Raw genomic sequence first — 25,843 nt, forward strand, 5'->3', positions numbered from 1 at the left:
GCGGGCGGTCGTCGGTGTGCCGTCGATGAGCCGCCGGTGGAACTATTCCGTACCGGGCAGCAGCTGGTACGCGAGCACGTACCGGTTCACGCCGCCGGCGTCCCGCCGCAGCCCCGGGTAGTGCTGGACGCGCCGCCACCGCTCGTTCGGGGTGCCGATGCCTTCGCCCGGGGTGGCGAGTGCGTCGACATGGGCCTGCGCGCTCTCCCACTCCGCGTAGTTGACGACGGTCGTGCCGTCGAGCGAGAGGTGGAAGTGGGCGGAGATCCCGCCGGGACGGTCGGCGATACCGCCGTCCGCCGAGTCGCCTGCCAGCGCGTCGAACACGCCGTCCACCCAGGCCCGTTGCCGGTCGGGGTCCGGCCCGTCGAAGACGGCCTCGACGATGACGATCGCGCCGGGCACCCGGCCGCCTGCGGCCTGGCTGCCGCTGCGGTAGCGGCGGGTCTTGAGCAGGCCGAGCCGCCGGATGCCGGGCACCGCCCGGTCGATCTCGTCGTTGCGCGCGTCCCGGCCGTTGTCCGCCGCTTCGAAGAAGTCCCGGTAGGCCCGCTCGTCACGCCACTGCGAGTGATGCAGCAGCGTCACGCCGCCCTCACCCGTGTAGACGCTGTATGAGAGCAGGCCCTCGTGCGGCCAGTCCCGGGTCTCCCAGGCCCGCGCGATGGCGTCCACGGTGGGGCGCAGGTCGGCGCGGGCGGGAACCCGCCAGGTACTGAAGAAGGCGAGCCCGGCGTCGGCCCGCTCGGGGTCGGGGTACCGGTCGGTGCGCAAGGTGGAACGGTGCGTGGGCATGGGCGTGGCCATGGGAGCCTCCGTCGTGGCGATCAGGTGCTTACCCATTCCACGCTCCGACGTCAACCAAGGTTGAGGTCAAGCGGATGGGGCTGCCTGCGGACGGCTGCCGCCCCGGACGAGGGCAACTCCGTAGCCTTGCTTACGCATGTACCGTAGAAAAATTAAGTGGAGCTTCGACGTCGGAGTGCCGACACTGCTCGTATGACGACACGGTTGAGGCCCACGGGTCCCTTCGGGCGGACCCTCTGCGCCATGGTCACGCCCTTCACGGAGTCCGGTGCGCTGGATCTCGACGGGGCCGGGGCGCTCGCCGACCGGCTGGTCGCCGGGGGTTGTGACGGTCTGGTCCTGTCCGGCACGACCGGCGAGTCACCGACCACCACGGACACCGAGAAGGCCGCGCTGGTACGGGCCGTGCGCGAGGCGGTGGGTGACCGGGCGGCGGTCGTCGCGGGCGTCGGTACCGCGGACACCCGGCACACCGCCGAGCTGGCGGCGGACGCCGAAAAGGCGGGCGCGGACGGCCTGTTGGTGGTCACGCCGTACTACAGCCGCCCACCGCAGGACGCCGTCGAGGCCCACTTCCGTACGGTCGCCGATGCGTCGGGACTGCCCCTGATGCTGTACGACATCCCGGGCCGCACGGGGACCCGGATCGCGCCGGAGACGATGCTGCGCCTCGCGGAGCACCCCCGGGTGGTCGCCGTGAAGGACTGCGCGTACGACCTGTTGGGTACCCAGCGGGTCCTGTCCGGCAGCGGTCTCGCGTACTACACGGGCTGCGAGGAGTTCATCCTGCCGCTGTACGCGATCGGCGGCGCGGGCTATGTGTCGACGGTCGCGAATGTGGCACCGGGACCGCTGCGCGCGATCCTGGACGCCTTCGACGCGGGCGACACCGCGGGCGCCGCCCGCGCCCAGCTCCGGACCGCCCCGCTCGTCACCCGCATGATGGCCGCCGGCCTGCCGGGCACGGTCACGGCGAAGTCCCTGCTCCACTCCCTCGGCCTCCCCGGCGGCCCACCACGCCCACCCTTGTTGCCCGCGACACCCGACACGGCGGACGAACTCCTCGCGCTCTACGAGGAGTTGGAGGCCACGCTCGTCACCGCCGGGTGAGCGGGGGCGGGTGGCGGGTTCCGTGGGACACCTGCCGGCCCGCCACCGGACCGTCGGAACACACCTCGGCGCGGAACTGTCCCACCGACGTGGTCACTTGGCCGTCGGCGTCGGCGCTTTCGCCGCTGACGTCGAAGTGGATGACCTGGCCGGGTGCGAGCGTCGCCAGGTCATCGGCCGAGAAATGGACGTCCATCACCGACCAGGAGTTGCCCTTGGTGCCGCCGAAGAGGGTGTACTCCTGGCCGGGTACGAGCGGTGCCAGGGGTTTCGGGGTGGACCAGCCGTCTCCACCCGTGCCGGAGAGCGGCCAGGTGCTGTACCCGGTGAGCCCTTCGGTACGCGTCCAGGTGCCCAGCTCCAGACCGCCGTCGCCGGGCCGGCCCCGGTCCGTGGAGAGTACGGCGACATCGGTGTGGCCGTGGCAGACGAGCATCACGCCCAGCGGCTGTCCGTCCTCCGTGACGGAGACGCCGGTCATGCCCGCGACGGGCACAGTGCACCCGGGAAGGACCGCCATCGCCCCGCACAGGGCGGCGGCCAGTGCGATCCGTCTGGTCCACGCCATGTTCGCGCACCCCCCGATGCCCCGTCCGATGCCCCGGCCGCGCCGTCAACAGCGGCCGGAGGGAACGGTATCGGCACAGCGCCGCCCGGCGCCCTCCCCCGGTCCGGCCGTCTCCGAATCGATTCCGAAGCGTCCGAGGACCGTGAGAAAGGCACCGGGCGGCGGAGCAGCGTGGTGCGGGTGTGCTCAGTTGTGGCTGTGCAGGACGTCGTTCAGGCCGCCCCAGACCGCGTTGTTCGGGCGGGCCTCGACCGCGCCGGTGACCGAGTTGCGGCGGAAGAGGATGTTCGAGGCGCCGGACAGTTCACGGGCCTTGACGATCTGGCCGTCGGGCAGCGTGATGCGGGTGCCCGCGGTGACGTAGAGACCGGCCTCGACCACGCATTCGTCGCCGAGCGCGATACCGACGCCCGCCTCGGCGCCGACGAGGCAGCGCTCGCCGATGGCGATGACGACATTGCCGCCGCCGGACAGGGTGCCCATGGTGGAGGCACCGCCGCCGATGTCGGAGCCGTCGCCGACGACGACGCCCGCGGAGATCCGGCCCTCGACCATCGACGTACCGAGCGTGCCCGCGTTGAAGTTGACGAAGCCCTCGTGCATGACCGTGGTGCCGTCGGAGAGGTGCGCGCCCAGCCGGACCCGGTCGGCGTCGGCGATCCGGACGCCCTTCGGCGCGACGTAGTCCGTCATCCTCGGGAACTTGTCGATCGACGTGACCTGAAGGTGCAGGCCGTCCGCGCGGGCGTTCAGCCGGACCGTCTCGATGTCGTCCACGGCGACCGGGCCGAGCGAGGTCCAGGCGACGTTGGCGAGGAGGCCGAACATGCCCTCCAGGTTCTGGCCGTGCGGCTTCACCAGGCGGTGCGAGAGAAGGTGCAGCCGCAGATAGACGTCGTGCGCGTCGAGCGGCTTGTCGTCGAGGGACGCGATGACCGTACGGACGGCGACGACCTCGACCCCGCGCCGCGCGTCGGGCCCGACGGCACGGGCGGCGCCCTCGCCAAGGAGGTCCACGGCCCGCTCGGCGCTCAGCCGTTCGGTGCCGGCCGGGCCGGGCTCGGCGGACAACTCCGGGGCGGGGAACCAGGTGTCGAGGACGGTGCCGTCGGCGGCGACGGTGGCGAGGCCGGCGGCGACGGCGCCGGTGGTACGAGTAGCAGTCGAGTCGGTCATGTCAGCAACCTAACCGGCCGGAGGGCGACGACGCGAACCCGCGCGGGAGGTGTCTCAGGAGACGGGCTCCTGGCACGGCAGAGCCACCCGCAGGGGCTCCGGCGGAACCCGAACGCACCCGCCGGAAGACCACCCGCTCCACCCCGTGACCAGCGCGGCGACCAGCACCGTGACCCCTACGGCGACCAGTACGGCGCCCCCGCCACGTCACCCCATCAGGCGCCCCAACATCTCCCGCGCGTACCCCTCGTCATACTCGGCGCCGGTCAGCAGCACCTGAAGGCAGATGCCGTCGATCATCGCGACCAGGGCCCGCGCGGTGACCGGGTCGGTGCGCCGGGCGAGTTGCTGGGCGAGACCCTGGCACCACTCGGCGGCGACCGGCCGCAGCGCGGGTCTGCGCAGCGCGGCGAGATACAGCTCGTACTCCAGCTCCACGCCGGTCCGGTCCCCGGCGAGCCACTGCCCGGTGAGCGCGGCGAGTTCGGCGGCGACGTCGATGTCCGAATCCCCGAAGGCGCCCCGGCTCTCCACCACCTTGGCGAACCCCTCGTTGGCCTGCCGCAGCGCGGCGACCATGAGTTCGTCGAGGGTCGCGAAGTGGTACGTGGTCGAGCCGAGCGGCACATCGGCCTCGCGGGCCACGGACCGGTGACTGAGCCCGGCGATGCCCTTGTCGCCGACCACCCGGATCGCGGCGTCGATGATCCGCTGCCGCCGCTCGGGGTCGTACCGGCGGACCATCAGTGGGCCCCGCCCATGTTGAGCAGCACGACGCCGGCGATGACCAGCGCGATCCCGGCGACCTTGGCCGCGGTCAGCGCCTCACCGAGGAACACCATGCCGATGGACGCGATGACGGCCGTACCGACCCCGGCCCAGATCGCGTAGGCGGTCCCGACCGACACGGTCTTGAGGGTCTGGGCGAGCAGCGCGAAGGCGATCACATACCCGGTGACGGTGATGACGGAGGGCCACAGCCGGCTGAAGCCCTCGCTGTACTTCATGGCGGTGGTGGCACCGACTTCGGCGGCGATGGCGCCGGCGAGGAGGACATATCCCATGCGTACGAGAGTACATATCGATGCGTACGGCTGTACACAGCGAAGTCGCGGGACATGGACGTCGCGGGACATGACGGAACCCCCGGCGCGAAAGGCGAACGCGTGCACCGGGGGCTGCGTGAAGGGAGAGGGTCAGACGTTGAACCCGAGCGCCCTGAGCTGTTCGCGGCCGTCGTCCGTGATCTTGTCGGGGCCCCACGGCGGCATCCAGACCCAGTTGATCCGGAGTTCGTTGACGATGCCGTCCGTGGCGGACCTGGCCTGGTCCTCGATGACGTCGGTCAGCGGACAGGCCGCCGATGTGAGTGTCATGTCGACCGTCGCGATGTTCGCGTCGTCGACGTGAATGCCGTAGATGAGGCCGAGGTTGACGACGTCGATGCCCAGCTCGGGGTCGACGACATCCATCAGGGCCTCGCGGAGTTCCTCCTCCGAAGCCGGCTTCATCAGCGTGTCGTTGTCGGTCATGCGGTCTTCGCCTCCTTCGCGAAAGCCTGGGCCGTCGCGTCTTTCCACGCCATCCAGCTCAGCAGGGCGCACTTCACACGGGCGGGGTACTTGGAGACCCCGGCGAACGCGACCGCGTCCTCCAGGATCTCCTCCATCGCGTCGTCCGGTTCGATGCGGCCCTTGGACTGCATCAGTTCCAGGAAGACGCCCTGAATCTTCTGGGCCTCGGCCAGCTCCTTGCCGACAAGGAGATCGTTCAGCACCGAGGCACTGGCCTGGCTGATCGAGCAGCCCTGCCCCTCGTACGAGACGTCGGCGATCCGCGAACCGTCGTACTTCACGCGCAGCGTGATCTCGTCGCCGCACGTCGGGTTGACGTGGTGCACCTCGGCGTCACCGTCCCGCAGACCACGCCCGTGCGGGTGCTTGTAGTGGTCCAGGATGACCTCCTGGTACATCGAGTCCAGCCTCACGACCCTGTGCCTCTCAGCCGAAGAAGTTCCGTACGTGCTCCAGACCGTCCACCAGTGCGTCGATCTCGGCCGGCGTGGAGTACAGATAGAACGACGCTCGCGTGGTCGCGGGAATTCCGTACCGCAGGCAGACCGGCCGTGCGCAGTGGTGGCCGACCCGGACCGCGATGCCCTGTTCGTCCAGGACCTGGCCCACGTCGTGCGGGTGGATGTCACCCAGCGTGAAGGAGATCGCAGCGCCGCGGTCCTCGGCCGTGGTCGGGCCGATGATCCGCAGGTCGGGAACGTCCAGGAGCCGCTTGACCGCGTACTCGGTCAGCGCGTGCTCATGCTCGGCGATCCGGTCCATGCCGATGGCGTCGAGATAGTCGACCGCCGCGCCCAGACCCACCGCGCCCGCGATGGGCGGGGTGCCCGCCTCGAACTTGTGCGGGGCGGGAGCGTAGGTGGACGAGTGCATCGACACGGTCTCGATCATCTCGCCGCCACCGAGGAACGGCGGCAGGTCCTCAAGGAGTTCCTGGCGGCCCCAGAGGACACCGATCCCGGTCGGACCGCACATCTTGTGGCCGGTGAAGGCCACGAAGTCGGCCTGGAGCGCCTGCACGTCCAGCGGCATGTGCGGGGCGGCCTGCGAGGCGTCGATGAGGACCAGCGCGCCGACCTCCTGGGCGCGGCGCACGATGGCCTCGACCGGGTTGACGGTGCCCAGGATGTTGGAGACCAGGACGAACGAGACGATCTTCGTCCGCTCGGTGATGACCTCGTCGATGTGGGAGAGGTCGAGTCGGCCGTCGTCGGTGAGGCCGAACCACTTCAGCTTCGCGCCGGTGCGCTGCGAGAGCAGCTGCCACGGAACGATGTTGGAGTGGTGCTCCATCTCCGTGATGACGATCTCGGTCTCGTGGTCCACGCGGTAGGGCTCATCGGCCCAGCCGAGCATGTTCGCGACGAGGTTGAGCGACTCGGAGGCGTTCTTGGTGAAGATCACCTCGTTGCGGCTGGGCGCGTTGATGAACGCGGCGACCTTGTCGCGCGCGCCCTCGTACAGCGCCGTGGCCTCCTCGGCGAGCACATGCACACCGCGGTGGACGTTGGCGTTGTGCTGCTCGTAGTACTCGCTGAGTACGTCGAGGACCTGGCGCGGTGTCTGCGAGGTCGCCGCGTTGTCCAGGTACACCAGCTTCTTACCGTCGTGGACCAGGCGGTCCAGGATCGGGAAGTCCTTGCGGAGCGCCTCGGTGTCGAGGAGGCCGGGGAGCCCCTGGCGGGCCACTGTCACGCGGATACGCCACCCTTCACATATGCCTCGTAGCCCTCGTTCTCCAGCTTGTCGGCCAGTTCGGCGCCGCCGGACTCCGCGATCCGCCCCTGGGCGAACACGTGGACGTAGTCGGGCTTGATGTAGCGCAGGATGCGCGTGTAGTGGGTGATGAGGAGGGTGCCCACCTCACCGGACTCGCGGACGCGGTTGACGCCCTCGGAGACGACGCGCAGGGCGTCGACGTCGAGGCCGGAGTCCGTCTCGTCGAGGATGGCGATCTTCGGCTTGAGCAGTTCGAGCTGAAGGATCTCGTGGCGCTTCTTCTCACCGCCGGAGAAGCCCTCGTTCACATTGCGCTCGGCGAAGGCGGGGTCCATGTGGAGACGCTCCATGGCCCCCTTGACCTCCTTCACCCAGGTACGCAGCTTCGGGGCCTCGCCGCGGATGGCGGTGGCCGAGGTGCGCAGGAAGTTGGAGACGGAGACACCGGGGACCTCGACCGGGTACTGCATCGCGAGGAACAGACCCGCGCGGGCGCGCTCGTCGACGGTCATCCCCAGCAGGTCCTCACCGTCAAGGGTGACGCTGCCGCTGGTGATCGTGTACTTGGGGTGTCCCGCGAGGGAGTAGGCGAGGGTCGACTTGCCGGAGCCGTTGGGGCCCATGATGGCGTGCGTCTCGCCCTGCTTCACGGTCAGGTCGACACCCTTGAGGATCTCCTTCGTGGCGTTGTCGGCCTCGACGGTGACGTGCAGGTCTCGGATTTCAAGCGTTGCCATGGGTGCCTCAGGACTCCTGGGTGAGGGAGACGAGCACGTCGTCCCCTTCGATCTTTACGGGGTATACGGGAACAGGGCGCGTCGCGGGCAGGCCGGAGGGCTTGCCGGTGCGGAGGTCGAAGCTGGAGCCGTGCAGCCAGCACTCGATCTGACAGTCCTCCACCTCGCCCTCGGACAGCGACACATTCGCGTGCGAGCAGATGTCGTTGATCGCGAACACCTCGCCCTCGGTGCGTACGAGGGAGACGGGCGTGCCGTCGAGTTCCACCCGCTTCGGGGTGTCCTCCTCCAGCTCGCTCAGCCCGCAGGCGCGTTGGAACACCGATGCGTCACTCATGCGACCGCGGCCTCCAGCTCCTCTTCGATCTTCGTGAGGAGTCGCTCCTGGACGTCGGGCAGTCCGATCTGCTGGACCAGCTCGGCGAAGAAGCCGCGCACGACGAGCCGGCGGGCCTCCCGCTCGGGGATGCCGCGCGACATCAGGTAGAAGAGCTGTTCGTCGTCGAAGCGGCCGGTCGTGGACGCGTGTCCGGCGCCGACGATCTCACCGGTCTCGATCTCCAGGTTCGGTACCGAGTCGACCCGGGCGCCGTCGGTGAGGACGAGGTTGCGGTTCATCTCGTAGGTGTCGGTGCCTTCGGCCTTGGCCTCGATGAGGACGTCACCGATCCACACCGCGTGCGCGCCTTCGCCCTGGAGCGCGCCCTTGTAGACGGCGTGCGACTTGCAGTGCGGGGTGTTGTGGTCGACCAGGAGGCGGTGCTCCTGGTGCTGGCCGTGGTCGGTGAAGTAGAGGCCGAACAGTTCGGCCTCGCCGCCGGGGCCCGCGTAGCTCACCCGCGGGTGGAGGCGGACGAGGTCGCCGCCGAAGGTGACCACGATCGACTTGAAGGAGGCGTCGCGGCCCACGAGGGCGTTGTGCTGTGCCACGTGCACGGCTCGGTCGTCCCAGTCCTGGACGGAGACGACGGTGAGCTTGGCGCCGTCCCCGATGAGGTAGTCGACATTGCCGGCGAGTACCGCGTCACCGGTGTGGTCGATGACGACGACGGCCTCGGCGAAGGCGCCCAGCTCGATCACCTGGTGGCCGTAGGCGGTGCCTCCCTCGCCGTGCACGGCGATACGGATCGGCTCGGTGAGGACGGTCTCCTTGGGGACGGTCACCACGGACGCCGACTCGAAGCCCGCGTACGCCTGCGCGGCGACACGGTCCACCGGGGTGCCGGCGCGGCCGAGCCGGGCGTCGTCGCGGCCGACGGTCTCGACGACGACGCCCGCCGGGGCCTCGATCGCGACCTTGACGCCGGAGCCGGAGGCGACGGCGGTGCCGTCGTGCAGCCCGCGCAGCCGGTCGAGCGGCGTGAACCGCCACTCCTCCTCGCGGCCGTGCGGAACCGGGAAGTCCGCGACGTCGAAGGAGGGGGGCGCGCTCATACGGGTGGCGACGGTGGACTCGGCGGCCACCGCGACGGCTCCCGCCGTGATGGAGCCGGAGGTGGTCGCACCCGCCGGGATGTTCTGGGCCTGAGCCATGGCTTTCGTCTTGCTCGCTTTCTGCCTCGTCGTGCTCGCTCGCCATTGGCGGCGATCGGTCCGGCGGCACCTCGCGGTGCCGCCTGCCCGCCGCCTCGCGGCAAGCTCGGGGGCTCAGCGAGTGAGCCCGGTTCCGTCGGTCGTGCTGGGGGGCGTGGCGGGCGTCAGCCGACCGCGCCTTCCATCTGGAGCTCGATCAGCCGGTTCAGCTCCAGGGCGTACTCCATGGGGAGTTCCTTGGCGATCGGCTCGACGAAGCCGCGCACGATCATCGCCATCGCCTCGAACTCGGTCAGACCGCGGCTCATCAGGTAGAAGAGCTGGTCCTCGGAGACCTTGGAGACGGTCGCCTCGTGCCCCATGGACACGTCGTCCTCGCGGACGTCGACGTACGGGTACGTGTCCGAGCGGGAGATCGTGTCCACCAGGAGCGCGTCACAGAGCACATTCGACTTGGAGCCGTGGGCGCCCTCGCCGATCTCCACGAGACCGCGGTAGGACGTACGGCCGCCGCCGCGCGCCACGGACTTCGAGATGATGTTGGAGGAGGTGTTCGGCGCCATGTGGACCATCTTGGAGCCGGCGTCCTGGTGCTGGCCCTCGCCCGCGAAGGCGATGGACAGGGTCTCGCCCTTGGCGTGCTCGCCCATCAGGTAGACGGCCGGGTACTTCATGGTGACCTTGGAACCGATGTTGCCGTCGACCCACTCCATGGTCGCGCCCTCGTACGCCACGGCGCGCTTGGTGACCAGGTTGTAGACGTTGTTCGACCAGTTCTGGATGGTCGTGTAACGGCAGCGGCCACCCTTCTTGACGATGATCTCCACGACGGCGCTGTGCAGCGAGTCCGACTTGTAGATCGGGGCGGTGCAGCCCTCGACGTAGTGGACGTAGGCGTCCTCGTCGACGATGATCAGCGTCCGCTCGAACTGGCCCATGTTCTCCGTGTTGATACGGAAGTACGCCTGGAGCGGGATCTCGACGTGCACGCCCTTCGGTACGTAGATGAACGAACCGCCGGACCACACGGCCGAGTTCAGCGACGCGAACTTGTTGTCGCCGACCGGGATGACCGTGCCGAAGTACTCCTTGAACAATTCGGGGTGCTGCTTGAGCGCGGTGTCCGTGTCGAGGAAGATCACGCCCTGCTCCTCCAGGTCCTCACGGATCTGGTGGTAGACGACCTCGGACTCGTACTGCGCGGCGACACCGGCGACGAGGCGCTGCTTCTCCGCCTCGGGGATGCCGAGCTTGTCGTAGGTGTTCTTGATGTCCTCGGGCAGGTCCTCCCAGGACTCCGCCTGCTTCTCCGTGGAGCGCACGAAGTACTTGATGTTGTCGAAGTCGATGCCGGAGAGGTCCGAACCCCAGCTCGGCATGGGCTTCTTCTCGAAGAGCCGCAGACCCTTGAGGCGCAGCTTGGTCATCCACTCCGGCTCCGACTTCTTGGCGGAGATGTCGCGGACGACGTCCTCGTTGAGTCCGCGCTTGGCGGAGGCACCGGCCACGTCGGAGTCGGCCCAGCCATATTCGTACGTGCCCAGTCCGTCCAGCTCAGGGTGGGCAGTCTCCGTGGGCAGAGTCATGCGGGGTTCCTCCCGGCCGTGCTTGCTGATGTGTGGTGGGTGGTCTGGGGTGGTGTCTTCGGCCGCGGTGGCGGCGGCCGAAGGGGCGGGCTCGGCGGTGTCGGCCGCGCCGCGGCCGTCCGCTGCCGCTCCTGCGGTTCGGTCTGTGGGATGAACGTGGTGCAGACGCCGTCGCCGTGCGCGATCGTGGCCAGTCGCTGGACGTGGGTCCCGAGCAGGCGGGAGAAGAACTCCGTCTCCGCCTCGCACAGCTGCGGGTACTGCTCCGCGACATGGGCGACCGGGCAGTGGTGCTGGCACAACTGCTCGCCCTGCTGCCGACCGGGTGCGCTACGCGCCGTAGCAGCGTACCCGTCGGCGCTGAGGGCTTTCGCCAGCGCTTCGGTGCGCTCGCCGGGGCCTGCTGCCTCGATCGCGGCGCGGTAGGCGTCGGTCAGGGCTTCGATACGGTCGCGCGCGAAGGATGCGACGGCCGCTTCCCCGGCGGCCCCGCCGCCGGCGGCCCGCGCGATCCAGCGCAGGGCGTCCACCGCGAGCGTGTCGTAGGACTGGTCGAAGGCGTCCCGGCCGCAGTCCGTCAGGGCGAACACCTTGGCGGGGCGGCCCCGGGTGCGGGCTCCGTAGACCCGCTGCTCACGCGCCTCCACGACATCGTCGCCGACGAGTGTGTCCAGATGGCGGCGGACGGCGGCCTGGGTGAGCCCCAGGCGTCCGGCGAGATCGGCCACCGTCGACGGGCCGTGGTCCAGGATGGAGCGCGCGACGCGGTTGCGGGTGGACCGCTCACCGGTCGCGAGTTCCTCCTGCGGGGCCCTCGCGGGGGCCTCCTGAGCCTCGCCGACGTATTTCACAACGCCATTGTTGCGTAATTCCTCAAGGCCCGACAAGCGACCCAGGTGGGGAGGTACGGTGGCCTCGATCACTAAGGGTTACCTAACCGGGCGAGGAGCCGGTGAAGGGACCGGTGCAGGGACCTGTACGAAGGGCCGGGAAAGGGACCCGGCCCCCGCCGGTCCGGGACCCGCGACACGTCCCTAGACTTGCGCCTCATGCGAAGTGAGCCCGTCCTCCAGGTCCAGGGCCTGGTGAAGCGGTACGGAACGAAGACCGCCGTCGACGGTCTCGACCTGGAAGCCGCGGCGGGCATCACCGCCGTCCTCGGCCCCAACGGCGCCGGCAAGACCACCACCGTCGAGATGTGCGAGGGCTACCGGCGACCCGACGCCGGCCAGGTGCGCGTCCTTGGCCTCGACCCCGTCGCGCAGGGCGCCGCGCTGCGTCCCCGCGTCGGCGTGATGCTCCAGTCCGGTGGCGTCTACTCCGGGGCCCGCGCCGACGAGATGCTGCGCCATGTCGCCGCGCTGCACGCCCATCCGCTGGACGTGGACGCGCTCATCGAACGGCTCGGCCTCGGAAGCTGCGGCCGGACCGCGTACCGGCGGCTGTCCGGTGGCCAGCAGCAGCGGCTCGCGCTGGCGATGGCCGTGGTGGGCCGCCCCGAACTGGTGTTCCTCGACGAGCCGACCGCGGGCCTCGACCCGCAGGCCCGCCGCGCGACCTGGGACCTGGTCCGGGACCTGCGCGCCGACGGGGTGAGCGTCGTCCTCACCACGCACCACATGGACGAGGCCGAGCAGCTCGCGGACGACGTGGCGATCATCGACGCGGGCCGGCTCGTCGCCCAGGGCTCCCCCGACCAGCTCTGCCGGGGCGGCGCCGAGAACACCCTCCGCTTCACCGGCCGTCCCGCGCTCGACCTCGGCTCGCTGCTCAAGGCGCTGCCACCGGACTCGGCGGCCGACGAGCTGACCCCGGGCGCGTACCGCGTGCTCGGCACCGTCGACCCGCAACTGCTGGCCACCGTCGCCTCCTGGTGTGCCCAGCACGGTGTGCTGCCGGACAGGATCTCGGTGGAGCGCCACACCCTGGAGGACGTCTTCCTGGAGCTGACCGGTAAGGAGCTGCGCGGATGACCGCCGAAGCCCACGCCCGTACCGACGCGGACGCCGGCGGGTCCGGCATGTACACCCCCCGGCCGGGCGCCGCCCCGCTCGGCCGCATGATCGCCGCGCAGGCCGTCCTGGAGACGAAGATGCTGCTGCGCAACGGTGAGCAGCTACTGCTCACCGTGATCATCCCGACGCTGCTCCTGGTGCTCTTCGGCACGGTCGACATCGTGGACACGGGCGAGGGCAAGGCCGTGGACTTCCTCGCGCCGGGTGTGCTCGCGCTGGCGGTGCTGTCGACGGCGTTCACGGGTCAGGCCATCGCGACGGGCTTCGAGCGCCGTTACGGCGTGCTCAAGCGGCTGGCGTCGTCTCCGTTGCCGCGCTGGGGCCTGATGACCGCGAAGACGCTGTCGGTGCTGGTCACCGAGGTGCTTCAGGTGGTCCTGCTGACGGTGATCGCCTTCGCGCTGGGCTGGTCCCCGCACGGCGACCCGTTCTCGGTGCTTCTGCTGCTCGTGCTCGGCACCGCCGCGTTCTCGGGGCTCGGGCTGCTGATGGCCGGGACCCTGAAGGCGGAGGCGACGCTGGCCGCCGCGAACCTGGTCTTCCTGCTGCTGCTCGTCGGCGGCGGGGTGATCGTGCCGCTCGACAAGTTCCCCGACACCGCCCAGTCGGTCCTCGGCCTGCTGCCGATCTCGGCGCTCTCGGACGGGCTGCGCGATGTCCTCCAGCACGGCGCGGGCATGCCGTGGGGCGACCTCGGGATCCTCGCCGTATGGGCGGTCCTGGGGCTCGGGGCCGCCGCGCGGTTCTTCCGCTGGGAGTGACGTGGCTCCCCGGCCCGTGGCGGCGGGTGACGGCGTGCGCGGCGTCACATTCGTCCCCCTCGTGAAGGCGCGCACAAGCGGCCCCCTACGATGTTGCGCGTGCTGAACGTGACCCGAGCCGATGCCGCTCAAGCCGTGCGCAATCCGCTCGCCTTCATCGCCGAGCGCTGGACCCCGTCACCCCGGACGGTCCGGCGCGCCGCTTTCACGGCCCTCGCGATGATGGTGGTCATCGTGGTCACGGGCGGTGCAGTCCGCCTCACCGGCTCCGGCCTGGGCTGCCCGACCTGGCCCAAGTGCACCGACGACTCGCTCACCGCCACCAGCGCGATGGGCCTGCACGGCGTCATCGAGTTCGGCAACCGCATGCTCACCTATGTGCTCTGCGCGGCCGTCGGCTGGGCGATCATCGCGGCCCGCTCCCAGAAGCCCTGGCGACGCGACCTCACCCGGCTCGGCTGGGCGCAGTTCTGGCTGGTCATGGGCAATGCGATCCTCGGTGGCATCGTCGTCCTGGTGGGCCTCAACCCGTACACCGTCGCCGCGCACTTCCTGCTGTCCACCGCGCTGATCGCGGTCGCCACCGTGATGTGGCAGCGCACCCGCGAGGGCGACAGCGAGCCGCGCCCGCTGGTCGGCAAGGCGGTACGGCAGCTCGTCTGGTTCCTGGTCGTCGCGTCGGCGCTGCTGATCGCCGCCGGCACGGTGGTGACCGGCGCGGGACCGCACGCCGGTGACTCCAGCGACGTACCCCGGATGAACGTGAACTGGGAGGACGTCACCAAGGTGCACGCCGTCCTGGCGTGGATCGTGGTGACGCTGACGTTCGCGCTCTGGTTCGTCCTGAAGGCGGTCGACGCCCCGCGCGGCCCGCTCCTGCGCACCCGCGAGCTGTTCCTGATCCTGCTGGCCCAGGGCGCCATCGGCTACGTCCAGTACCTCACGCAGTTGCCCGAAGTCCTGGTCGGACTGCACATGTTCGGGTCCTGTCTGGTGTGGATCGGCGTGATGCGGGTGTTCCTGTCGCTGCGGGAGCGCCCGGACGTCACCCCGCAGGTGCCCGCCCAGGCGGACCCGCAACTGTCGTCCGTCTGACGGCTCCCCGGCTTCAGGACGGTCCGCTTCCCGGTCCGGGGGCGCGCTCAGAGCCCGTACACCCGGCGCGCGTTGCCCGCCGCGATCATCCCCGCCACCCGTCCCGCGTCCGCGTACGCCCACGACCCGTCGCGCACCCACTCCCCCAGCACCTCCTCGACGGCCGTACGGAACAACTGGGCGCCGACCACGAAGAGTTCGGGCAGTCCGTAGCCGTCGGTCGAGAAGAGGAGCTTGCCGAACGGGGTGAGTTCCAGCATCTCGGCGAGGACCGCCTTGGCGCGGGACCCGGTGTGCGTGAGCGTCAGGCCCATGTCGGCGTACACATGCGGGAACATCGCCGCGAGATAGCCCGCCTGGCGGTGGTACGGGTAGCCGTGCAGCAGGACGAGATCACAGCCGAGCCCCTCGGTGGCCTTGACGAAGTCCGTGAGCAGCACCGGATCGGCCCGGTCGAGGCGCAGGTCCGGATCGCCGAATCCGGTGTGCAGTTGCAGCGGCAGACCGCTGGCGACCGCGCCCCACAGAAGGTGCCGCAGCAGTACGGGGTCGGTGAGCCGGCCTTCGGGACGGCGGGCCGCGAGCCACTCCCCGGCCGCCCGTAACACCGCGCCGGGGCCCGGCGGTTCGGGGGCGAGGGCGAGTCCGTGCCGGTAGGCGGCGATGGACTTGAACCCGGCCGCCGACTGGGCGGCGACGTGCAGGGCCTCGGCGAGATTGGCGAGGAACGACTGGGCGGTGCCGGAGGTGTCGGCGACCTGTTCGGCGAGGAGTTCGAGCCGCACGATCTCATGGGCCTCTCCCCCGGCGGCAAGGGCGAGTTCGCCGGGGCCCGTGAGGTCGCCGCGCAGTCCCGTGTCGACCAGGAAGGTGCCGATGCCGGTGGCGCCGAGCAGTTTGCGCCCGGTCTCGTACGCGCCGAGTTCGCGGCGGCGGGCGAGATAGCGGGCGGGCGACGCGTAGGGGTCGAGGCCGAGCAGCGGCGGGCACCAGCGGCGTACGGCGAATCCGGTCTGGGTGTCGAAGAAGGTGGTCCCCGGTGCCGCGGGCGCCGCCGACTCGGTGAGATAAGCCTCGAAGGAGCCGAGCCCCAGATCGCCGAGCAGGACGCCGTGGCAGTGCTGGTCCACCAGCGGTGGCAGCTCGAACATCAGTACCGCCAGCGGGTCGCGGCGGCGATGTCCTCGGGGGTACTGCCCGCGAAGTCCTCGGCCTCGGCCCCGCGGACCGCGAGGACGGCGCCGTGCAGGACCTCGCCCATCGCCTCGCGCAGCGGCGCGGATGCCTCGAAGTGTCCGGTGGCCTCGTCGAGGGTGCGGGGCAGCCGGCGCGCGCCGGGCAGTCCCACCGGGTCGCCCGTCACCGGTTCGGGTAGTTCGGCGTGGTCGGCGATGCCCGCGAGCCCGGCGGCGATCACCGCTCCGGCGAGCAGATACGGGTTGCCCGTCGCGTCGAAGCACTTGATCTCGGCATGCCCGTCGCCGGGGACGAGCCGGACGGCGGCCTCGCGGTTCTCGACGCCCCAGCACTGGTAGGCGCCCGCCCAGCGCGACGGCACCAGACGCAGATAGCTCGCCGGGGACGCGGCACCGACGGCGAGCAGCGCGGGCAGCCGGTCGAGGACCCCGGCGAGGAAGGACTCGGCCTCCGGCGCCAGGCCGTGGACGGTGTCCGGGGCGCGGTGCAGGTCGGTGTCGCCGCGGTGCAGGCTGAGGTGGAGATGGCAGCCGCTGCCGACACCGCGCGGGACGAAGCAGGGCGCGAACGACGCCCGCAGACCGTGCCGGGCGCCGACCGCCCGTACCGTCTCACGGACCAGGACGACATCGTCGGCCGCCGCGACCGGACCGTCGGAGGGCGCGGTGGACACCTCGAACTGGCCGGGCGCGTACTCGGGATGGAACTGGAGCACGGTCAGCCCCTGCTCGCCGAGTGCCCGCGTCAGATCCCGTGCGTAGTCGGACAGGGCGACGAGCCGCGCCGAGCCGTACGCGGGTCCCGGGCACGGGTCGGAGCCGTCCTCGCGGACCACGGTCCACTCGGTCTCGTAGCCCATGCGCAGGGTCAGTCCGAGGGTGGCGGCGCGGTCGGCCATGCGGCGGGCGAACCCGCGCTGGCAGGCGGCCCAAGGGCGGCCGTCCTGCTCGAAGCGGTCCGCGGGCGTCCAGGCCCAGCCGGGCTGCGCGGCGAGCGGGACGAGCCGGTCCAGGTCGGGGAAGAGCCGCAGATCTCCGTCCGGGCCGCCGACGTGGGGCGATGTCACCATTCGGTCGGCCGATGTGAAGGCGTCGAAGGCGGGTGACATGCCCACGCCGTGCGCGGCGACCTCCGCGAGCCGGCCGACCGGGAAGGTCTTGGCCCGGGTGACGCCGGCGTTGTCGACGAAGGTGAGCGCGATCACCTCCACGCCTCCCGCGGCGAGATCCGCCGCCCTGGCCCGCAGCCTGCTGCGCGTCGCCGCACTTCCCGCTTCCATCGCCCCGACTCCTCGTCTCGCCCGGCAACCTGGTGTCACTTTCCCTGGGTTAACGGGTGAAACGCGTGTCGGATGTCGTCAGGCCCGGGGTGAGCCCCCGCCGAGCTGGATCCCGGCCATCCGCGACCACTCGTACGGCCCTGTGCGCACCTTGGCCGCGAACGCGCCGTCGAACGCCTCGTGCACGGTGATGCCCGCGTCCCGCACGGCCTGCTCGGCGACGGCGTAGGTGGGCGCCACCAGATCCCCCCAGTGCCCGTCCTCGCCGACGAGGACGATCCGGGCGCCCCTGCGCCCGAGGTACGCGACCTGGCCTTCGGCGCCGCCGTGCGCCTTGGCGAAGGCGCCGATCTCCTTGGCGAGCCGGGCCGCCCTGCGCCGGGCACGGGCCGCCTGCTTGTCGTCGGGGTCCGCCCCGGCGGACGGGGTCTGCTCGTTGTCTGCCATGCACAAGATGCTACCGACGGGTAGATCAACTGGCGACGGGCGGGACCCGTGGCGTGCGCCACGCGGCCCACCCGGAAGCGGTACGGAATCGGCGGTGACCGCTCAGCGCAGGAAGGTGGCCGCTCAGCGAAGGAAGGGGTCCACCGCGACCGCCACGAACAGCAGCGACACATAGGTGATCGACCAGTGGAACAGCCGCATCTCCTTGAGCTTGCCTCCGGTGTGCCCCTCCTTCGCCCGCGCGAGCAGCGCGTGCGCCTCCCACAGCCACCAGCCGCCGGTGACCAGCGCGACCGCCGTGTAGAACCAGCCGGTGTAGCCGAGCGGTGTCAGCAGCAGCGAGACGGCGACCATGGCCCAGCTGTAGACGACGATCTGCCGCGCGACGACCTTGTTGGTCGCGATGACCGGCAGCATGGGCACGCCCACGCGCGCGTAGTCGTCCTTCACCTTCATCGACAGCGGCCAGTAGTGCGGCGGCGTCCAGAAGAAGATGACGAGGAAGAGGATGAGCGCGGCCCAGGAGAGGGAGTTCGTGACGGCGGACCAGCCGATCAGGACCGGCATACAGCCGGCGATCCCGCCCCAGACGATGTTCTGCGAGGTGCGCCGCTTGAGGATCATCGTGTAGACGACCACATAGAAGAGGAGCGCACCGAGCGACAGCCACGCGGACAGCCAGTTGACGAAGTACCCGAACCACAGGGTGGCGCCGACGGCGAGTGTCAGGCCGAAGATCAGACCTTCGCGCGGCGAGACCATGCCGGTGACCAGGGGGCGCTGCGAGGTGCGGTCCATCAGGGCGTCGATGTCGCGGTCGATGTACATGTTGAGCGCGTTGGCGCCGCCCGCGGACAGATAGCCGCCGACGCAGGTCAGCAGCACGAGTCCGAGGTCGGGCACACCCTGCTGGGCCAGGAACATCACCGGCACGGTGGTGATCAGCAGCAGCTCGATGATGCGTGGCTTGGTCAGCGCCACGAACGCCATGACACGGGCCCCGAACGGCCGCTGGCCGGAGTTCTTCCCAAGCTCCCCCACAGCCTCGTTGGCCTGGGAGGTGCCCCCTCCCGCAGGACGGGATTCAACGGCCGTCACGCACACCCCTGACAGAGAACATCCCAGCGAGCCCCAGGTGTGAAGTCCCCGTAAAGGCCCGCGCGTACCACGCCACTCTAGACGTTGCCCATACCTCGCCCTTCGCGGGGGTGGGGTCGTGTTGACGGGTGCCCGCGCGGGTACGCGCGGACCGATCGGACGGTGCGCTGAGCATCCCGAGGGGCCCCTCCGTATGGAGGGGGAGACATGAGGAGGTTTGTCGAGAGGCGGATCGTGACAAGCCCCGGCAGTCTGGAAATGACTCGAAAAAATGCGCGTTACCTACAGCGGTAGGCTCGACAGCGGCCGGTGAGCGCTCGGACCACCGGCATTCGACATCTGGAGAGGAGCCCTGACTCAGGGTGAGCACCAAGCCGACCACCACAGATTTCGAGTGGACCGAATTGGACCAGCGGGCCGTGGACACCGCCCGCGTGCTGGCTGCGGACGCCGTACAGAAGGTCGGCAACGGCCATCCGGGTACGGCGATGAGCCTGGCACCCGCCGCGTACACCCTCTTCCAGAAGGTGATGCGGCACGACCCGGCGGACGCCGACTGGACCGGGCGCGACCGGTTCGTGCTGTCCGCGGGCCACTCGTCCCTGACTCTGTACACCCAGTTGTACCTGGCCGGTTTCGGTCTGGAGCTGGATGATCTGAAGGCGTTCCGCACCTGGGGCTCCCTGACCCCGGGCCACCCGGAGTACGGGCACACGGTCGGCGTCGAGACCACCACGGGCCCGCTGGGCCAGGGGGTCGCCAACGCCGTGGGCATGGCGATGGCCAGCCGGTACGAGCGCGGTCTGTTCGACCCGGACGCGGCCCCCGGCGCCTCTCCGTTCGACCACCACATCTTCGCGATCGCCGGTGACGGCTGCCTCCAGGAGGGCATCTCCGCCGAGGCGTCGTCGCTGGCCGGGCACCAGAAGCTCGGCAATCTGATCCTGCTGTGGGACGACAACCACATCTCCATCGAGGGCGACACGGAGACCGCGGTCTCCGAGGACACCGTGCAGCGGTACGAGGCGTACGGCTGGCATGTGCAGCGCGTCGAGCAGCAGGACAACGGCGACCTGGACCCGGCGGCGCTGTACGCGGCGCTCCAGGCGGCCAAGGCGGAGACCGAGCGTCCGTCGTTCATCGCGATGCGCTCGATCATCGCCTGGCCCGCGCCGTCCGCGCAGAACACCGAGGCCGCGCACGGCTCGGCCCTCGGCGACGAAGAGGTCGCGGCCACCAAGCGGGTCCTCGGTTTCAACCCGGAGAAGTCGTTCTACGTCGCCGACGAGGTCCTCGCGCACACCCGTGAGGCGCTCGACCGGGGCCGTGAGGCGAAGGCCGAGTGGGAGAAGGGCTTCGCGGCCTGGCGTACGGCCAAGCCGGCGCGGGCCGCCGAGTTCGACCGGATCGCCGCGGGCAAGCTGCCGGCCGGCTGGGAGAACACGGTCCCGGTCTTCGAGGCGGGCAAGGCCGTCGCCACGCGCGCCGCGTCCGGCAAGGTCCTCCAGGGGCTCGCCACGGTGCTCCCCGAGCTGTGGGGCGGCTCCGCCGACCTGGCCGGCTCGAACAACACCACGATCGACAAGCACTCGTCGTTCCTCCCGGCGGGCAACCCGCTGCCGGAGGCCGACCCGTACGGCCGCACGCTGCACTTCGGTATCCGTGAGCACTCGATGGCCGCCGAGATGAACGGCATCACGCTGCACGGCAACACCCGTGTCTACGGCGGTACGTTCCTGGTGTTCTCGGACTACATGCGTAACGCGGTCCGGCTCTCCGCGGTGATGCACCTCCCGGTGACGTATGTGTGGACGCACGACTCCATCGGTCTCGGCGAGGACGGCCCGACGCACCAGCCGGTCGAGCACCTGGCCTCGCTGCGCGCGATCCCGGGGCTGAACGTGGTGCGCCCGGCCGACGCCAACGAGACGGCGATCGCCTGGCGTGAGATCCAGCGCCGCTGGACGAAGGAGTTCGGCAAGGGCGCCCCGCACGGCCTGGCGCTGACCCGCCAGGGCGTGCCGACGTACGAGCCCAACGAGGGCACGGTCAGGGGTGGTTACGTCCTGGCCGAGGCCGAGGGCGGCAGCCCGGAGGTCGTGCTGATCGGTACGGGTTCCGAGGTGCAGCTCGCCGTCGAGGCGCGCGAGCAGTTGCAGGCGGCCGGTGTGCCGACCCGGGTCGTCTCGATGCCCTGCGTGGAGTGGTTCGACGAGCAGGACCAGGCGTACCGCGACTCCGTCCTGCCGCCGTCCGTGAAGGCCCGTGTGGCGGTCGAGGCCGGGATCGGTCTGACCTGGCACCGGTTCGTCGGGGACGCCGGACGCATCGTTTCGCTGGAGCACTTCGGCGCTTCGGCGGACGGCAAGGTCCTCTTCCGGGAGTTCGGGTTCACTGCCGAAGCGGTGACCGGCGCCGCCCGGGAATCACTCGCGACCGTCCAGCGCTGACGCGTACACACGACTCAGTAGGAGATGCAATTTCCATGACAGACGCACTCAAGCGCCTCTCCGAGGAAGGCGTCGCGATCTGGCTGGACGACCTGTCGCGCCAGCGGATCACGTCCGGCAACCTCGCCGAACTGATCGACCAGCAGCACGTCGTGGGCGTCACCACCAACCCGTCGATCTTCCAGAAGGCGATCTCCGGGGGCGGCGACGGCTACCAGCAGCAGGTCACCGATCTCGCCACGCGCAAGGTGACCGTCGAGGAAGCCCTGCGCATGATCACCACGGCGGACGTACGGGACGCGGCGGACGTGCTGCGCCCGGTGTTCGACGCGACCGGCGGCCAGGACGGCCGGGTGTCGATCGAGGTCGACCCGCGCCTGGCCCACAACACGGCGGCGACCATCGCCGAGGCCAAGCAGCTCGCCTGGCTGGTCGACCGGCCCAACACCCTCATCAAGATCCCGGCGACCCGCGCGGGCCTGCCCGCGATCACCGAGGTCATCGGTCTGGGCATCAGCGTCAACGTCACGCTGATCTTCTCCCTCGACCGGTACCGCGAGGTCATGGACGCCTATCTGGCGGGCCTGGAGAAGGCGAAGGCCGCGGGCCTGGACCTCTCCAAGATCCGTTCCGTGGCGTCCTTCTTCGTGTCCCGCGTGGACACCGAGATCGACAAGCGTCTGGACGCCCTCGGCACCCCCGAGGCCAAGGCGTCCCGCGGCAAGGCGGGCGTCGCGAACGCGCGCCTGGCCTACCAGGCGTACGAGGAGGTCTTCGGCTCCGACCGATGGGCCGCCCTCGACAAGGCGGGCGCGAACAAGCAGCGTCCGCTGTGGGCCTCGACCGGCGTGAAGGACCCGGCGTACAAGGACACCCTGTACGTCGACGACCTGGTCGCCCCGGGCACGGTGAACACCATGCCGGAGGCCACGCTGGAGGCCACCGCCGACCACGGACAGATCACCGGCAACACCATCGCCGGGACGTACGCGCAGGCGCGTGCGGAGATCGACGCCGTCGAGAAGCTCGGGATCTCGTACGACGACGTGGTGCAGCTCCTGGAGGACGAGGGCGTCGAGAAATTCGAGGCGGCCTGGAACGACCTCCTCAAGTCGACCGAGGCGGAGCTTCAGCGCCTCGCCCCATCGGAGGGCTGAGACCTTGAATCGCGCACACGGAGCCAATCCGCTTCGTGACGCCGCGGACCGACGGCTCCCGCGTATCGCGGGGCCGTCGGGCCTGGTGATCTTTGGCGTCACGGGCGATTTGTCCCGTAAAAAGCTGATGCCCGCCGTCTACGACCTCGCGAACCGGGGTCTCCTTCCCCCGGGCTTCTCGCTCGTCGGGTTCGCCCGCCGCGAGTGGCAGAACGAGGACTTCGCCCAGGAGGTCCACGACGCCGTCAAGGAACACGCGCGCACGCCGTTCCGCGAGGAGGTCTGGCAGCAGCTCATCCAGGGGATGCGCTTCGTCCAGGGCGACTTCGACGACGACGACGCGTTCGAGAACCTGAAGGCAACGATCGACGAGCTGGACAAGGCACAGGGCACGGGCGGCAACTTCGCGTTCTATCTGTCGGTGCCGCCGAAGTTCTTCCCGAAGGTCGTCCAGCAGCTGAAGAAGCACGGTCTGGCCGACCAGCAGAACGGCTCCTGGCGCCGTGCGGTCATCGAGAAGCCCTTCGGGCACGATCTGGCGTCGGCCAAGGAGCTGAACGCGATCGTCCATGAGGTGTTCGCGCCGGACCAGGTCTTCCGTATCGACCACTACCTCGGCAAGGAGACCGTCCAGAACATTCTGGCGCTCCGCTTCGCCAACACCCTGTTCGAGCCGATCTGGAACCGGTCGTATGTCGACCATGTACAGATCACGATGGCCGAGGACATCGGCATCGGCGGCCGGGCCGGGTACTACGACGGTATCGGCGCCGCCCGTGACGTCATCCAGAACCATCTGCTCCAGCTGCTCGCGCTGACCGCGATGGAGGAGCCCGCCTCCTTCGACGCGGACGCGCTCGTCGCCGAGAAGACCAAGGTCCTCGGCGCCGTGAGGCTCCCCAGGGAGCTGGGCAAGGACACGGTCCGCGCGCAGTACGCGGCGGGCTGGCAGGGCGGCGAGAAGGTCATCGGCTATCTCCAGGAAGACGGCATCGACGCCAGGTCGAAGACCGACACCTACGCGGCCGTGAAGCTGGAGGTCGACAACCGCCGCTGGGCGGGTGTGCCGTTCTATCTGCGCACCGGCAAGCGTCTGGGCCGCCGGGTCACCGAGATCGCGGTGGTCTTCCAGCGCGCCCCGCACTCCCCCTTCGACCACACGGCGACGGAGGAGCTGGGGCAGAACGCGCTCGTCATCCGCGTCCAGCCGGACGAGGGCGTGACCATGCGCTTCGGCTCCAAGGTTCCCGGCACCTCGATGGAGGTCCGGGACGTGTCGATGGACTTCGCGTACGGCGAGTCCTTCACGGAGTCCAGCCCCGAGGCGTACGAGCGGCTCATCCTCGATGTGCTCCTCGGCGACTCGAACCTCTTCCCGCGCGTCGAGGAGGTCGAGCTGTCCTGGACGATCCTCGACCCGATCGAGGCGTACTGGGACAAGCACGGCAAGCCCGCGCAGTACGCGTCCGGGACCTGGGGCCCGGTCGAGGCGGACGAAATGCTCGCACGAGACGGACGGAGCTGGCGTCGGCCATGAACATCGACCTCACGGACACCACGGCCAGCCAGATCAACAAGGCGCTGATCGAGGGCCGCCGGGCGATCGGCTCCCCGGCCGTCGGCATGGTGCTCACCCTGGTCATCATCACCGACGAGGAGAACGCCTACGACGCGATGCGGGCGGCCTCGGAGGCGTCCCGCGAGCACCCCTCGCGCACCCTGGTGGTCATCCGGCGGGTCTCGCGTTCGCCGCGTGACCGGACGACCTCACGCCTGGACGCCGAGGTCCGGGTCGGTACGGAGGCGGCCACCGGCGAGACGGTGGTGCTGCGGCTGTACGGCGAGGTGGTGGGCCACGCGCAGTCGGTGGTCCTGCCGCTGCTGCTGCCGGACGCGCCGGTCGTCGCCTGGTGGCCGATCAACGCGCCCGTCGACCCGGCCAACGACCCGCTCGGCAATCTGGCCCAGCGCCGTATCACCGACACCTTCTCGGCCGAGAACCCGGTCGAGGAGCTGTCGGCCCGCGCCGAGACCTACTCCCCGGGTGACACGGATCTGTCCTGGACCCGGATCACCCCCTGGCGGTCGATGCTGGCCGCCGCCCTGGACCAGGTGGTCTGCAAGGTCACGGCGGCGGAGGTGCAGGGCGAGGAGTTCAACCCGAGCGTCGAACTGCTCGCCATGTGGCTCGCCGACCGGCTGAAGGCGCCGGTGAAGCGTTCCGCGTCCAGCGGTCCCGGGCTCACCGGGGTGCGGCTGGAGACGGACTGCGGTCCGATCGGCCTGGACCGTCCTGACGGGTCCCTGGCGACGCTCTCCATCGACGGGCAGCCGGACCGCGCGGTCGCGCTCAAGCGGCGCGAGACGGCGGAGCTGATCGCCGAGGAGCTGCGCAGGCTGGACCCCGACGACACCTACGAGTCGGCGCTGAAGTTCGGCGTGGAACGGCTGGCGGACGACGAGTCGTGGGCGTCGCAGCCGCTCGGCGGGGCGGCGGCCACCAAGTCGGCGGCCTCGAAGTCGGCGACGGCGAAGTCTTCGGCCGCGAAGCCCGCTCCGGCGGAGACGGCGGCCTCGAAGCCGGCGGCCTCCAAGACCGCGGCGGCGAAGTCGGCTCCCGCCAAGCCGGCTCCCGAGAAGCCCGCGCCGTCCAAGTCGACGGCCAAGTCGGCGGCCAAGGCTCCCGCCAGGAAGTCGACGGGGAAGTGAGTACGCCCCAGCTGGTCGTCCACCGCGACAAGGAGCTGATGGCGCAGGCCGCGGCGGCCCGGCTGATCACGAAGATCGTGGACGCCCAGGCCGCCCGCGGCTCCGCGTCCATCGTCCTCACGGGCGGGCGCAACGGCAACGGCCTGCTGGCCGCGCTCGCCGCCGCGCCCGCCCGGGACGCCATCGACTGGGGCCGGCTCGACCTGTGGTGGGGCGACGAGCGCTTCCTGCCCGAGGGTGACCCGGAGCGCAATGTCACCCAGGCCCGCGCGGCGCTGCTCGACTCGGTGCCGCTGGATCCGAAGCGGGTGCACGCCATGCCCGCGTCGGACGGTCCGTACGGCGGGGACGGCGACGGCACGGACGGCGCGGACACCGCCGCCGCGGCCTACGCGGCCGAACTCGCCGCGGCGGCGGGGCCCGAGGACCACGGTCCCGTACCGTCCTTCGACGTCCTGATGCTCGGCGTCGGCCCCGACACGCATGTCGCCTCGCTGTTCCCTGAGCTACCGGCGGTCCGCGAGAAGGACCGTACGGTGGTCGGCGTCCACGGCGCGCCCAAGCCCCCGCCGACCCGGATCTCCCTCACGCTGCCGGCGATCCGCGCGGCCCGCGAGGTCTGGCTCCTGGCGGCGGGCGAGGACAAGGCCGGGGCAGCGGCGATGGCCCTGTCAGGAGCGGGCGAGATCCAGGCCCCGGCAGCGGGAGCGAGGGGCCGAGCAAGAACCCTCTGGCTCCTGGACGCAGCAGCAGCTTCCCAACTACCGAGAGCCTTGTACCCTCCGGCGTCACCGTAACCGGTCCTGTTGTGGGCACGACCCAAGT

26 protein-coding genes are annotated in these 25,843 nt (G+C 70.4%); 9 read left to right on the forward strand and 17 right to left on the reverse strand.

The genetic code is table 11. The annotated features are described in order from the left end of the window. Nucleotides 1-42: 42 nt before the first annotated feature. The gene (locus ACFVT5_RS23375) at nucleotides 43-807 is read right to left on the reverse strand and encodes an antibiotic biosynthesis monooxygenase (RefSeq protein ID WP_389891162.1); all 765 of its coding nucleotides are present in this window, start codon (nucleotides 805-807) and stop codon (nucleotides 43-45) included. 192 nt (nucleotides 808-999) lie between these two features. On the opposite strand from ACFVT5_RS23375, the gene dapA reads away from it, so the two are divergent. Further along, entirely contained in the window at nucleotides 1,000-1,917 is a 918-nt protein-coding gene (gene dapA, locus ACFVT5_RS23380; RefSeq protein ID WP_389891165.1) for a 4-hydroxy-tetrahydrodipicolinate synthase, read from the forward strand. Here the strand turns inward: dapA and ACFVT5_RS23385 are convergent. The 12 genes from ACFVT5_RS23385 to ACFVT5_RS23440 form a co-directional block, all read right to left on the reverse strand. Then, nucleotides 1,904-2,485 (reverse strand): hypothetical protein, encoded by a 582-nt coding sequence (locus ACFVT5_RS23385; protein WP_389891168.1) that lies wholly within the window; start codon nucleotides 2,483-2,485, stop codon nucleotides 1,904-1,906. The two genes, dapA and ACFVT5_RS23385, sit on opposite strands and share 14 nt — an antisense overlap. Before the next feature lie 186 nt (nucleotides 2,486-2,671). Beyond that, nucleotides 2,672-3,661 carry a 2,3,4,5-tetrahydropyridine-2,6-dicarboxylate N-succinyltransferase gene (gene dapD, locus ACFVT5_RS23390; protein WP_389891171.1) on the reverse strand — a complete coding sequence of 330 codons (990 nt, stop codon included), beginning with the start codon at nucleotides 3,659-3,661 and terminating at the stop codon, nucleotides 2,672-2,674. A 207-nt stretch (nucleotides 3,662-3,868) separates the two neighbouring features. Next, nucleotides 3,869-4,405 carry a TetR/AcrR family transcriptional regulator gene (locus ACFVT5_RS23395; protein ID WP_389891174.1) on the reverse strand — a complete coding sequence of 179 codons (537 nt, stop codon included), beginning with the start codon at nucleotides 4,403-4,405 and terminating at the stop codon, nucleotides 3,869-3,871. Then, a complete protein-coding gene (locus tag ACFVT5_RS23400) occupies nucleotides 4,405-4,725 on the reverse strand; it encodes a DMT family transporter (protein ID WP_389891177.1) in 321 nt (106 codons plus the stop codon). The genes ACFVT5_RS23395 and ACFVT5_RS23400 overlap by 1 nt, the downstream gene beginning before the upstream one ends. Nucleotides 4,726-4,857: 132 nt before the next feature. After that, the gene (locus ACFVT5_RS23405) at nucleotides 4,858-5,193 is read right to left on the reverse strand and encodes a metal-sulfur cluster assembly factor (protein ID WP_389891180.1); all 336 of its coding nucleotides are present in this window, start codon (nucleotides 5,191-5,193) and stop codon (nucleotides 4,858-4,860) included. Continuing rightward, nucleotides 5,190-5,648 (reverse strand): Fe-S cluster assembly sulfur transfer protein SufU, encoded by a 459-nt coding sequence (gene sufU / locus ACFVT5_RS23410; protein ID WP_389891183.1) that lies wholly within the window; start codon nucleotides 5,646-5,648, stop codon nucleotides 5,190-5,192. Before sufU ends, ACFVT5_RS23405 begins: the two co-directional genes overlap by 4 nt. 13 nt (nucleotides 5,649-5,661) lie before the next feature. Then, nucleotides 5,662-6,924, reverse strand: coding sequence for a cysteine desulfurase (locus ACFVT5_RS23415; protein ID WP_389891927.1), 1,263 nt, complete (start codon nucleotides 6,922-6,924; stop codon nucleotides 5,662-5,664). Nucleotides 6,925-6,926: 2 nt separating this feature from the next. Further along, nucleotides 6,927-7,691, reverse strand: a complete 765-nt coding sequence (gene sufC / locus ACFVT5_RS23420; protein ID WP_389891186.1) for a Fe-S cluster assembly ATPase SufC — start codon at nucleotides 7,689-7,691, stop codon at nucleotides 6,927-6,929. A 7-nt stretch (nucleotides 7,692-7,698) separates the two neighbouring features. Beyond that, nucleotides 7,699-8,028 (reverse strand): non-heme iron oxygenase ferredoxin subunit, encoded by a 330-nt coding sequence (locus ACFVT5_RS23425; protein ID WP_389891189.1) that lies wholly within the window; start codon nucleotides 8,026-8,028, stop codon nucleotides 7,699-7,701. Beyond that, the gene (sufD, locus tag ACFVT5_RS23430; RefSeq protein ID WP_389891192.1) at nucleotides 8,025-9,224 is read right to left on the reverse strand and encodes a Fe-S cluster assembly protein SufD; all 1,200 of its coding nucleotides are present in this window, start codon (nucleotides 9,222-9,224) and stop codon (nucleotides 8,025-8,027) included. Before sufD ends, ACFVT5_RS23425 begins: the two co-directional genes overlap by 4 nt. 164 nt (nucleotides 9,225-9,388) lie before the next feature. Continuing rightward, the gene (sufB, locus tag ACFVT5_RS23435; protein WP_389891194.1) at nucleotides 9,389-10,810 is read right to left on the reverse strand and encodes a Fe-S cluster assembly protein SufB; all 1,422 of its coding nucleotides are present in this window, start codon (nucleotides 10,808-10,810) and stop codon (nucleotides 9,389-9,391) included. After that, a complete protein-coding gene (locus tag ACFVT5_RS23440) occupies nucleotides 10,807-11,661 on the reverse strand; it encodes a helix-turn-helix transcriptional regulator (RefSeq protein ID WP_389891197.1) in 855 nt (284 codons plus the stop codon). The genes sufB and ACFVT5_RS23440 overlap by 4 nt, the downstream gene beginning before the upstream one ends. A gap of 198 nt (nucleotides 11,662-11,859) precedes the next feature. On the opposite strand from ACFVT5_RS23440, the gene ACFVT5_RS23445 reads away from it, so the two are divergent. From ACFVT5_RS23445 to ACFVT5_RS23455, 3 genes are all read left to right on the forward strand, one after another. Then, nucleotides 11,860-12,783 (forward strand): ABC transporter ATP-binding protein, encoded by a 924-nt coding sequence (locus tag ACFVT5_RS23445; RefSeq protein WP_389891200.1) that lies wholly within the window; start codon nucleotides 11,860-11,862, stop codon nucleotides 12,781-12,783. Next, a complete protein-coding gene (locus ACFVT5_RS23450; RefSeq protein WP_389891203.1) occupies nucleotides 12,780-13,586 on the forward strand; it encodes an ABC transporter permease in 807 nt (268 codons plus the stop codon). The genes ACFVT5_RS23445 and ACFVT5_RS23450 overlap by 4 nt, the downstream gene beginning before the upstream one ends. A gap of 90 nt (nucleotides 13,587-13,676) precedes the next feature. Then, complete coding sequence (locus ACFVT5_RS23455; RefSeq protein ID WP_389891205.1) at nucleotides 13,677-14,681, forward strand: heme A synthase; 1,005 nt, start codon at nucleotides 13,677-13,679, stop codon at nucleotides 14,679-14,681. Nucleotides 14,682-14,728: 47 nt separating this feature from the next. Here ACFVT5_RS23455 and ACFVT5_RS23460 read toward each other — a convergent pair whose 3' ends face one another. The 4 genes from ACFVT5_RS23460 to ACFVT5_RS23475 all read right to left on the reverse strand — a co-directional run bounded on the left by ACFVT5_RS23460 (nucleotide 14,729) and on the right by ACFVT5_RS23475 (nucleotide 18,702). Further along, entirely contained in the window at nucleotides 14,729-15,832 is a 1,104-nt protein-coding gene (locus ACFVT5_RS23460) for an amidohydrolase family protein (protein WP_389891208.1), read from the reverse strand. Then, nucleotides 15,832-17,157, reverse strand: coding sequence for a glutamine synthetase (locus ACFVT5_RS23465; RefSeq protein ID WP_389891211.1), 1,326 nt, complete (start codon nucleotides 17,155-17,157; stop codon nucleotides 15,832-15,834). The genes ACFVT5_RS23460 and ACFVT5_RS23465 overlap by 1 nt, the downstream gene beginning before the upstream one ends. Before the next feature lie 78 nt (nucleotides 17,158-17,235). Continuing rightward, complete coding sequence (locus ACFVT5_RS23470) at nucleotides 17,236-17,604, reverse strand: hypothetical protein (RefSeq protein ID WP_389891214.1); 369 nt, start codon at nucleotides 17,602-17,604, stop codon at nucleotides 17,236-17,238. Nucleotides 17,605-17,727: 123 nt separating this feature from the next. Continuing rightward, nucleotides 17,728-18,702 (reverse strand): heme o synthase, encoded by a 975-nt coding sequence (locus ACFVT5_RS23475; RefSeq protein WP_389891217.1) that lies wholly within the window; start codon nucleotides 18,700-18,702, stop codon nucleotides 17,728-17,730. Nucleotides 18,703-19,064: 362 nt separating this feature from the next. Here ACFVT5_RS23475 and tkt point away from each other — a divergent pair, with 362 nt between their 5' ends. Genes tkt through pgl form a run of 5 tightly spaced genes read left to right on the forward strand, consistent with a single transcriptional unit; the run spans nucleotide 19,065 to nucleotide 25,815 of the window. Next, nucleotides 19,065-21,152: a transketolase gene (gene tkt, locus ACFVT5_RS23480; protein WP_389891220.1), complete on the forward strand. Its 2,088-nt coding sequence runs from the start codon at nucleotides 19,065-19,067 to the stop codon at nucleotides 21,150-21,152. A 35-nt stretch (nucleotides 21,153-21,187) separates the two neighbouring features. Further along, the gene (gene tal / locus ACFVT5_RS23485; RefSeq protein ID WP_389891223.1) at nucleotides 21,188-22,309 is read left to right on the forward strand and encodes a transaldolase; all 1,122 of its coding nucleotides are present in this window, start codon (nucleotides 21,188-21,190) and stop codon (nucleotides 22,307-22,309) included. Between the two features lie 4 nt (nucleotides 22,310-22,313). Further along, nucleotides 22,314-23,846, forward strand: coding sequence for a glucose-6-phosphate dehydrogenase (gene zwf, locus ACFVT5_RS23490; protein ID WP_389891226.1), 1,533 nt, complete (start codon nucleotides 22,314-22,316; stop codon nucleotides 23,844-23,846). Next, nucleotides 23,843-25,018: a glucose-6-phosphate dehydrogenase assembly protein OpcA gene (gene opcA / locus ACFVT5_RS23495; protein ID WP_389891229.1), complete on the forward strand. Its 1,176-nt coding sequence runs from the start codon at nucleotides 23,843-23,845 to the stop codon at nucleotides 25,016-25,018. Before zwf ends, opcA begins: the two co-directional genes overlap by 4 nt. Continuing rightward, on the forward strand, nucleotides 25,015-25,815 hold the full coding sequence (gene pgl / locus ACFVT5_RS23500; protein ID WP_389891232.1) for a 6-phosphogluconolactonase: 801 nt from the start codon (nucleotides 25,015-25,017) through the stop codon (nucleotides 25,813-25,815). Before opcA ends, pgl begins: the two co-directional genes overlap by 4 nt. Nucleotides 25,816-25,843: the final 28 nt, after the last annotated feature.

This window comes from Streptomyces sp. NPDC058001 (assembly GCF_042886315.1).
Classification (GTDB): Bacteria; Actinomycetota; Actinomycetes; order Streptomycetales; family Streptomycetaceae; genus Streptomyces.

Bases quoted from the DNA above. Each gene is read 5' to 3' on its own strand.
- ACFVT5_RS23375 (WP_389891162.1), bottom strand. From the start codon at position 807: ATGGCCACGCCCATGCCCACGCACCGTTCCACCTTGCGCACCGACCGG.
- dapA (WP_389891165.1), top strand. From the start codon at position 1,000: ATGACGACACGGTTGAGGCCCACGGGTCCCTTCGGGCGGACCCTCTGC.
- ACFVT5_RS23385 (WP_389891168.1), bottom strand. From the start codon at position 2,485: ATGGCGTGGACCAGACGGATCGCACTGGCCGCCGCCCTGTGCGGGGCG.
- dapD (WP_389891171.1), bottom strand. From the start codon at position 3,661: ATGACCGACTCGACTGCTACTCGTACCACCGGCGCCGTCGCCGCCGGC.
- ACFVT5_RS23395 (WP_389891174.1), bottom strand. From the start codon at position 4,405: ATGGTCCGCCGGTACGACCCCGAGCGGCGGCAGCGGATCATCGACGCC.
- ACFVT5_RS23400 (WP_389891177.1), bottom strand. From the start codon at position 4,725: ATGGGATATGTCCTCCTCGCCGGCGCCATCGCCGCCGAAGTCGGTGCC.
- ACFVT5_RS23405 (WP_389891180.1), bottom strand. From the start codon at position 5,193: ATGACCGACAACGACACGCTGATGAAGCCGGCTTCGGAGGAGGAACTC.
- sufC (WP_389891186.1), bottom strand. From the start codon at position 7,691: ATGGCAACGCTTGAAATCCGAGACCTGCACGTCACCGTCGAGGCCGAC.
- ACFVT5_RS23425 (WP_389891189.1), bottom strand. From the start codon at position 8,028: ATGAGTGACGCATCGGTGTTCCAACGCGCCTGCGGGCTGAGCGAGCTG.
- sufD (WP_389891192.1), bottom strand. From the start codon at position 9,224: ATGGCTCAGGCCCAGAACATCCCGGCGGGTGCGACCACCTCCGGCTCC.
- sufB (WP_389891194.1), bottom strand. From the start codon at position 10,810: ATGACTCTGCCCACGGAGACTGCCCACCCTGAGCTGGACGGACTGGGC.
- ACFVT5_RS23445 (WP_389891200.1), top strand. From the start codon at position 11,860: ATGCGAAGTGAGCCCGTCCTCCAGGTCCAGGGCCTGGTGAAGCGGTAC.
- ACFVT5_RS23450 (WP_389891203.1), top strand. From the start codon at position 12,780: ATGACCGCCGAAGCCCACGCCCGTACCGACGCGGACGCCGGCGGGTCC.
- ACFVT5_RS23455 (WP_389891205.1), top strand. From the start codon at position 13,677: ATGTTGCGCGTGCTGAACGTGACCCGAGCCGATGCCGCTCAAGCCGTG.
- ACFVT5_RS23460 (WP_389891208.1), bottom strand. From the start codon at position 15,832: ATGTTCGAGCTGCCACCGCTGGTGGACCAGCACTGCCACGGCGTCCTG.
- ACFVT5_RS23465 (WP_389891211.1), bottom strand. From the start codon at position 17,157: ATGGAAGCGGGAAGTGCGGCGACGCGCAGCAGGCTGCGGGCCAGGGCG.
- ACFVT5_RS23470 (WP_389891214.1), bottom strand. From the start codon at position 17,604: ATGGCAGACAACGAGCAGACCCCGTCCGCCGGGGCGGACCCCGACGAC.
- tal (WP_389891223.1), top strand. From the start codon at position 21,188: ATGACAGACGCACTCAAGCGCCTCTCCGAGGAAGGCGTCGCGATCTGG.
- opcA (WP_389891229.1), top strand. From the start codon at position 23,843: ATGAACATCGACCTCACGGACACCACGGCCAGCCAGATCAACAAGGCG.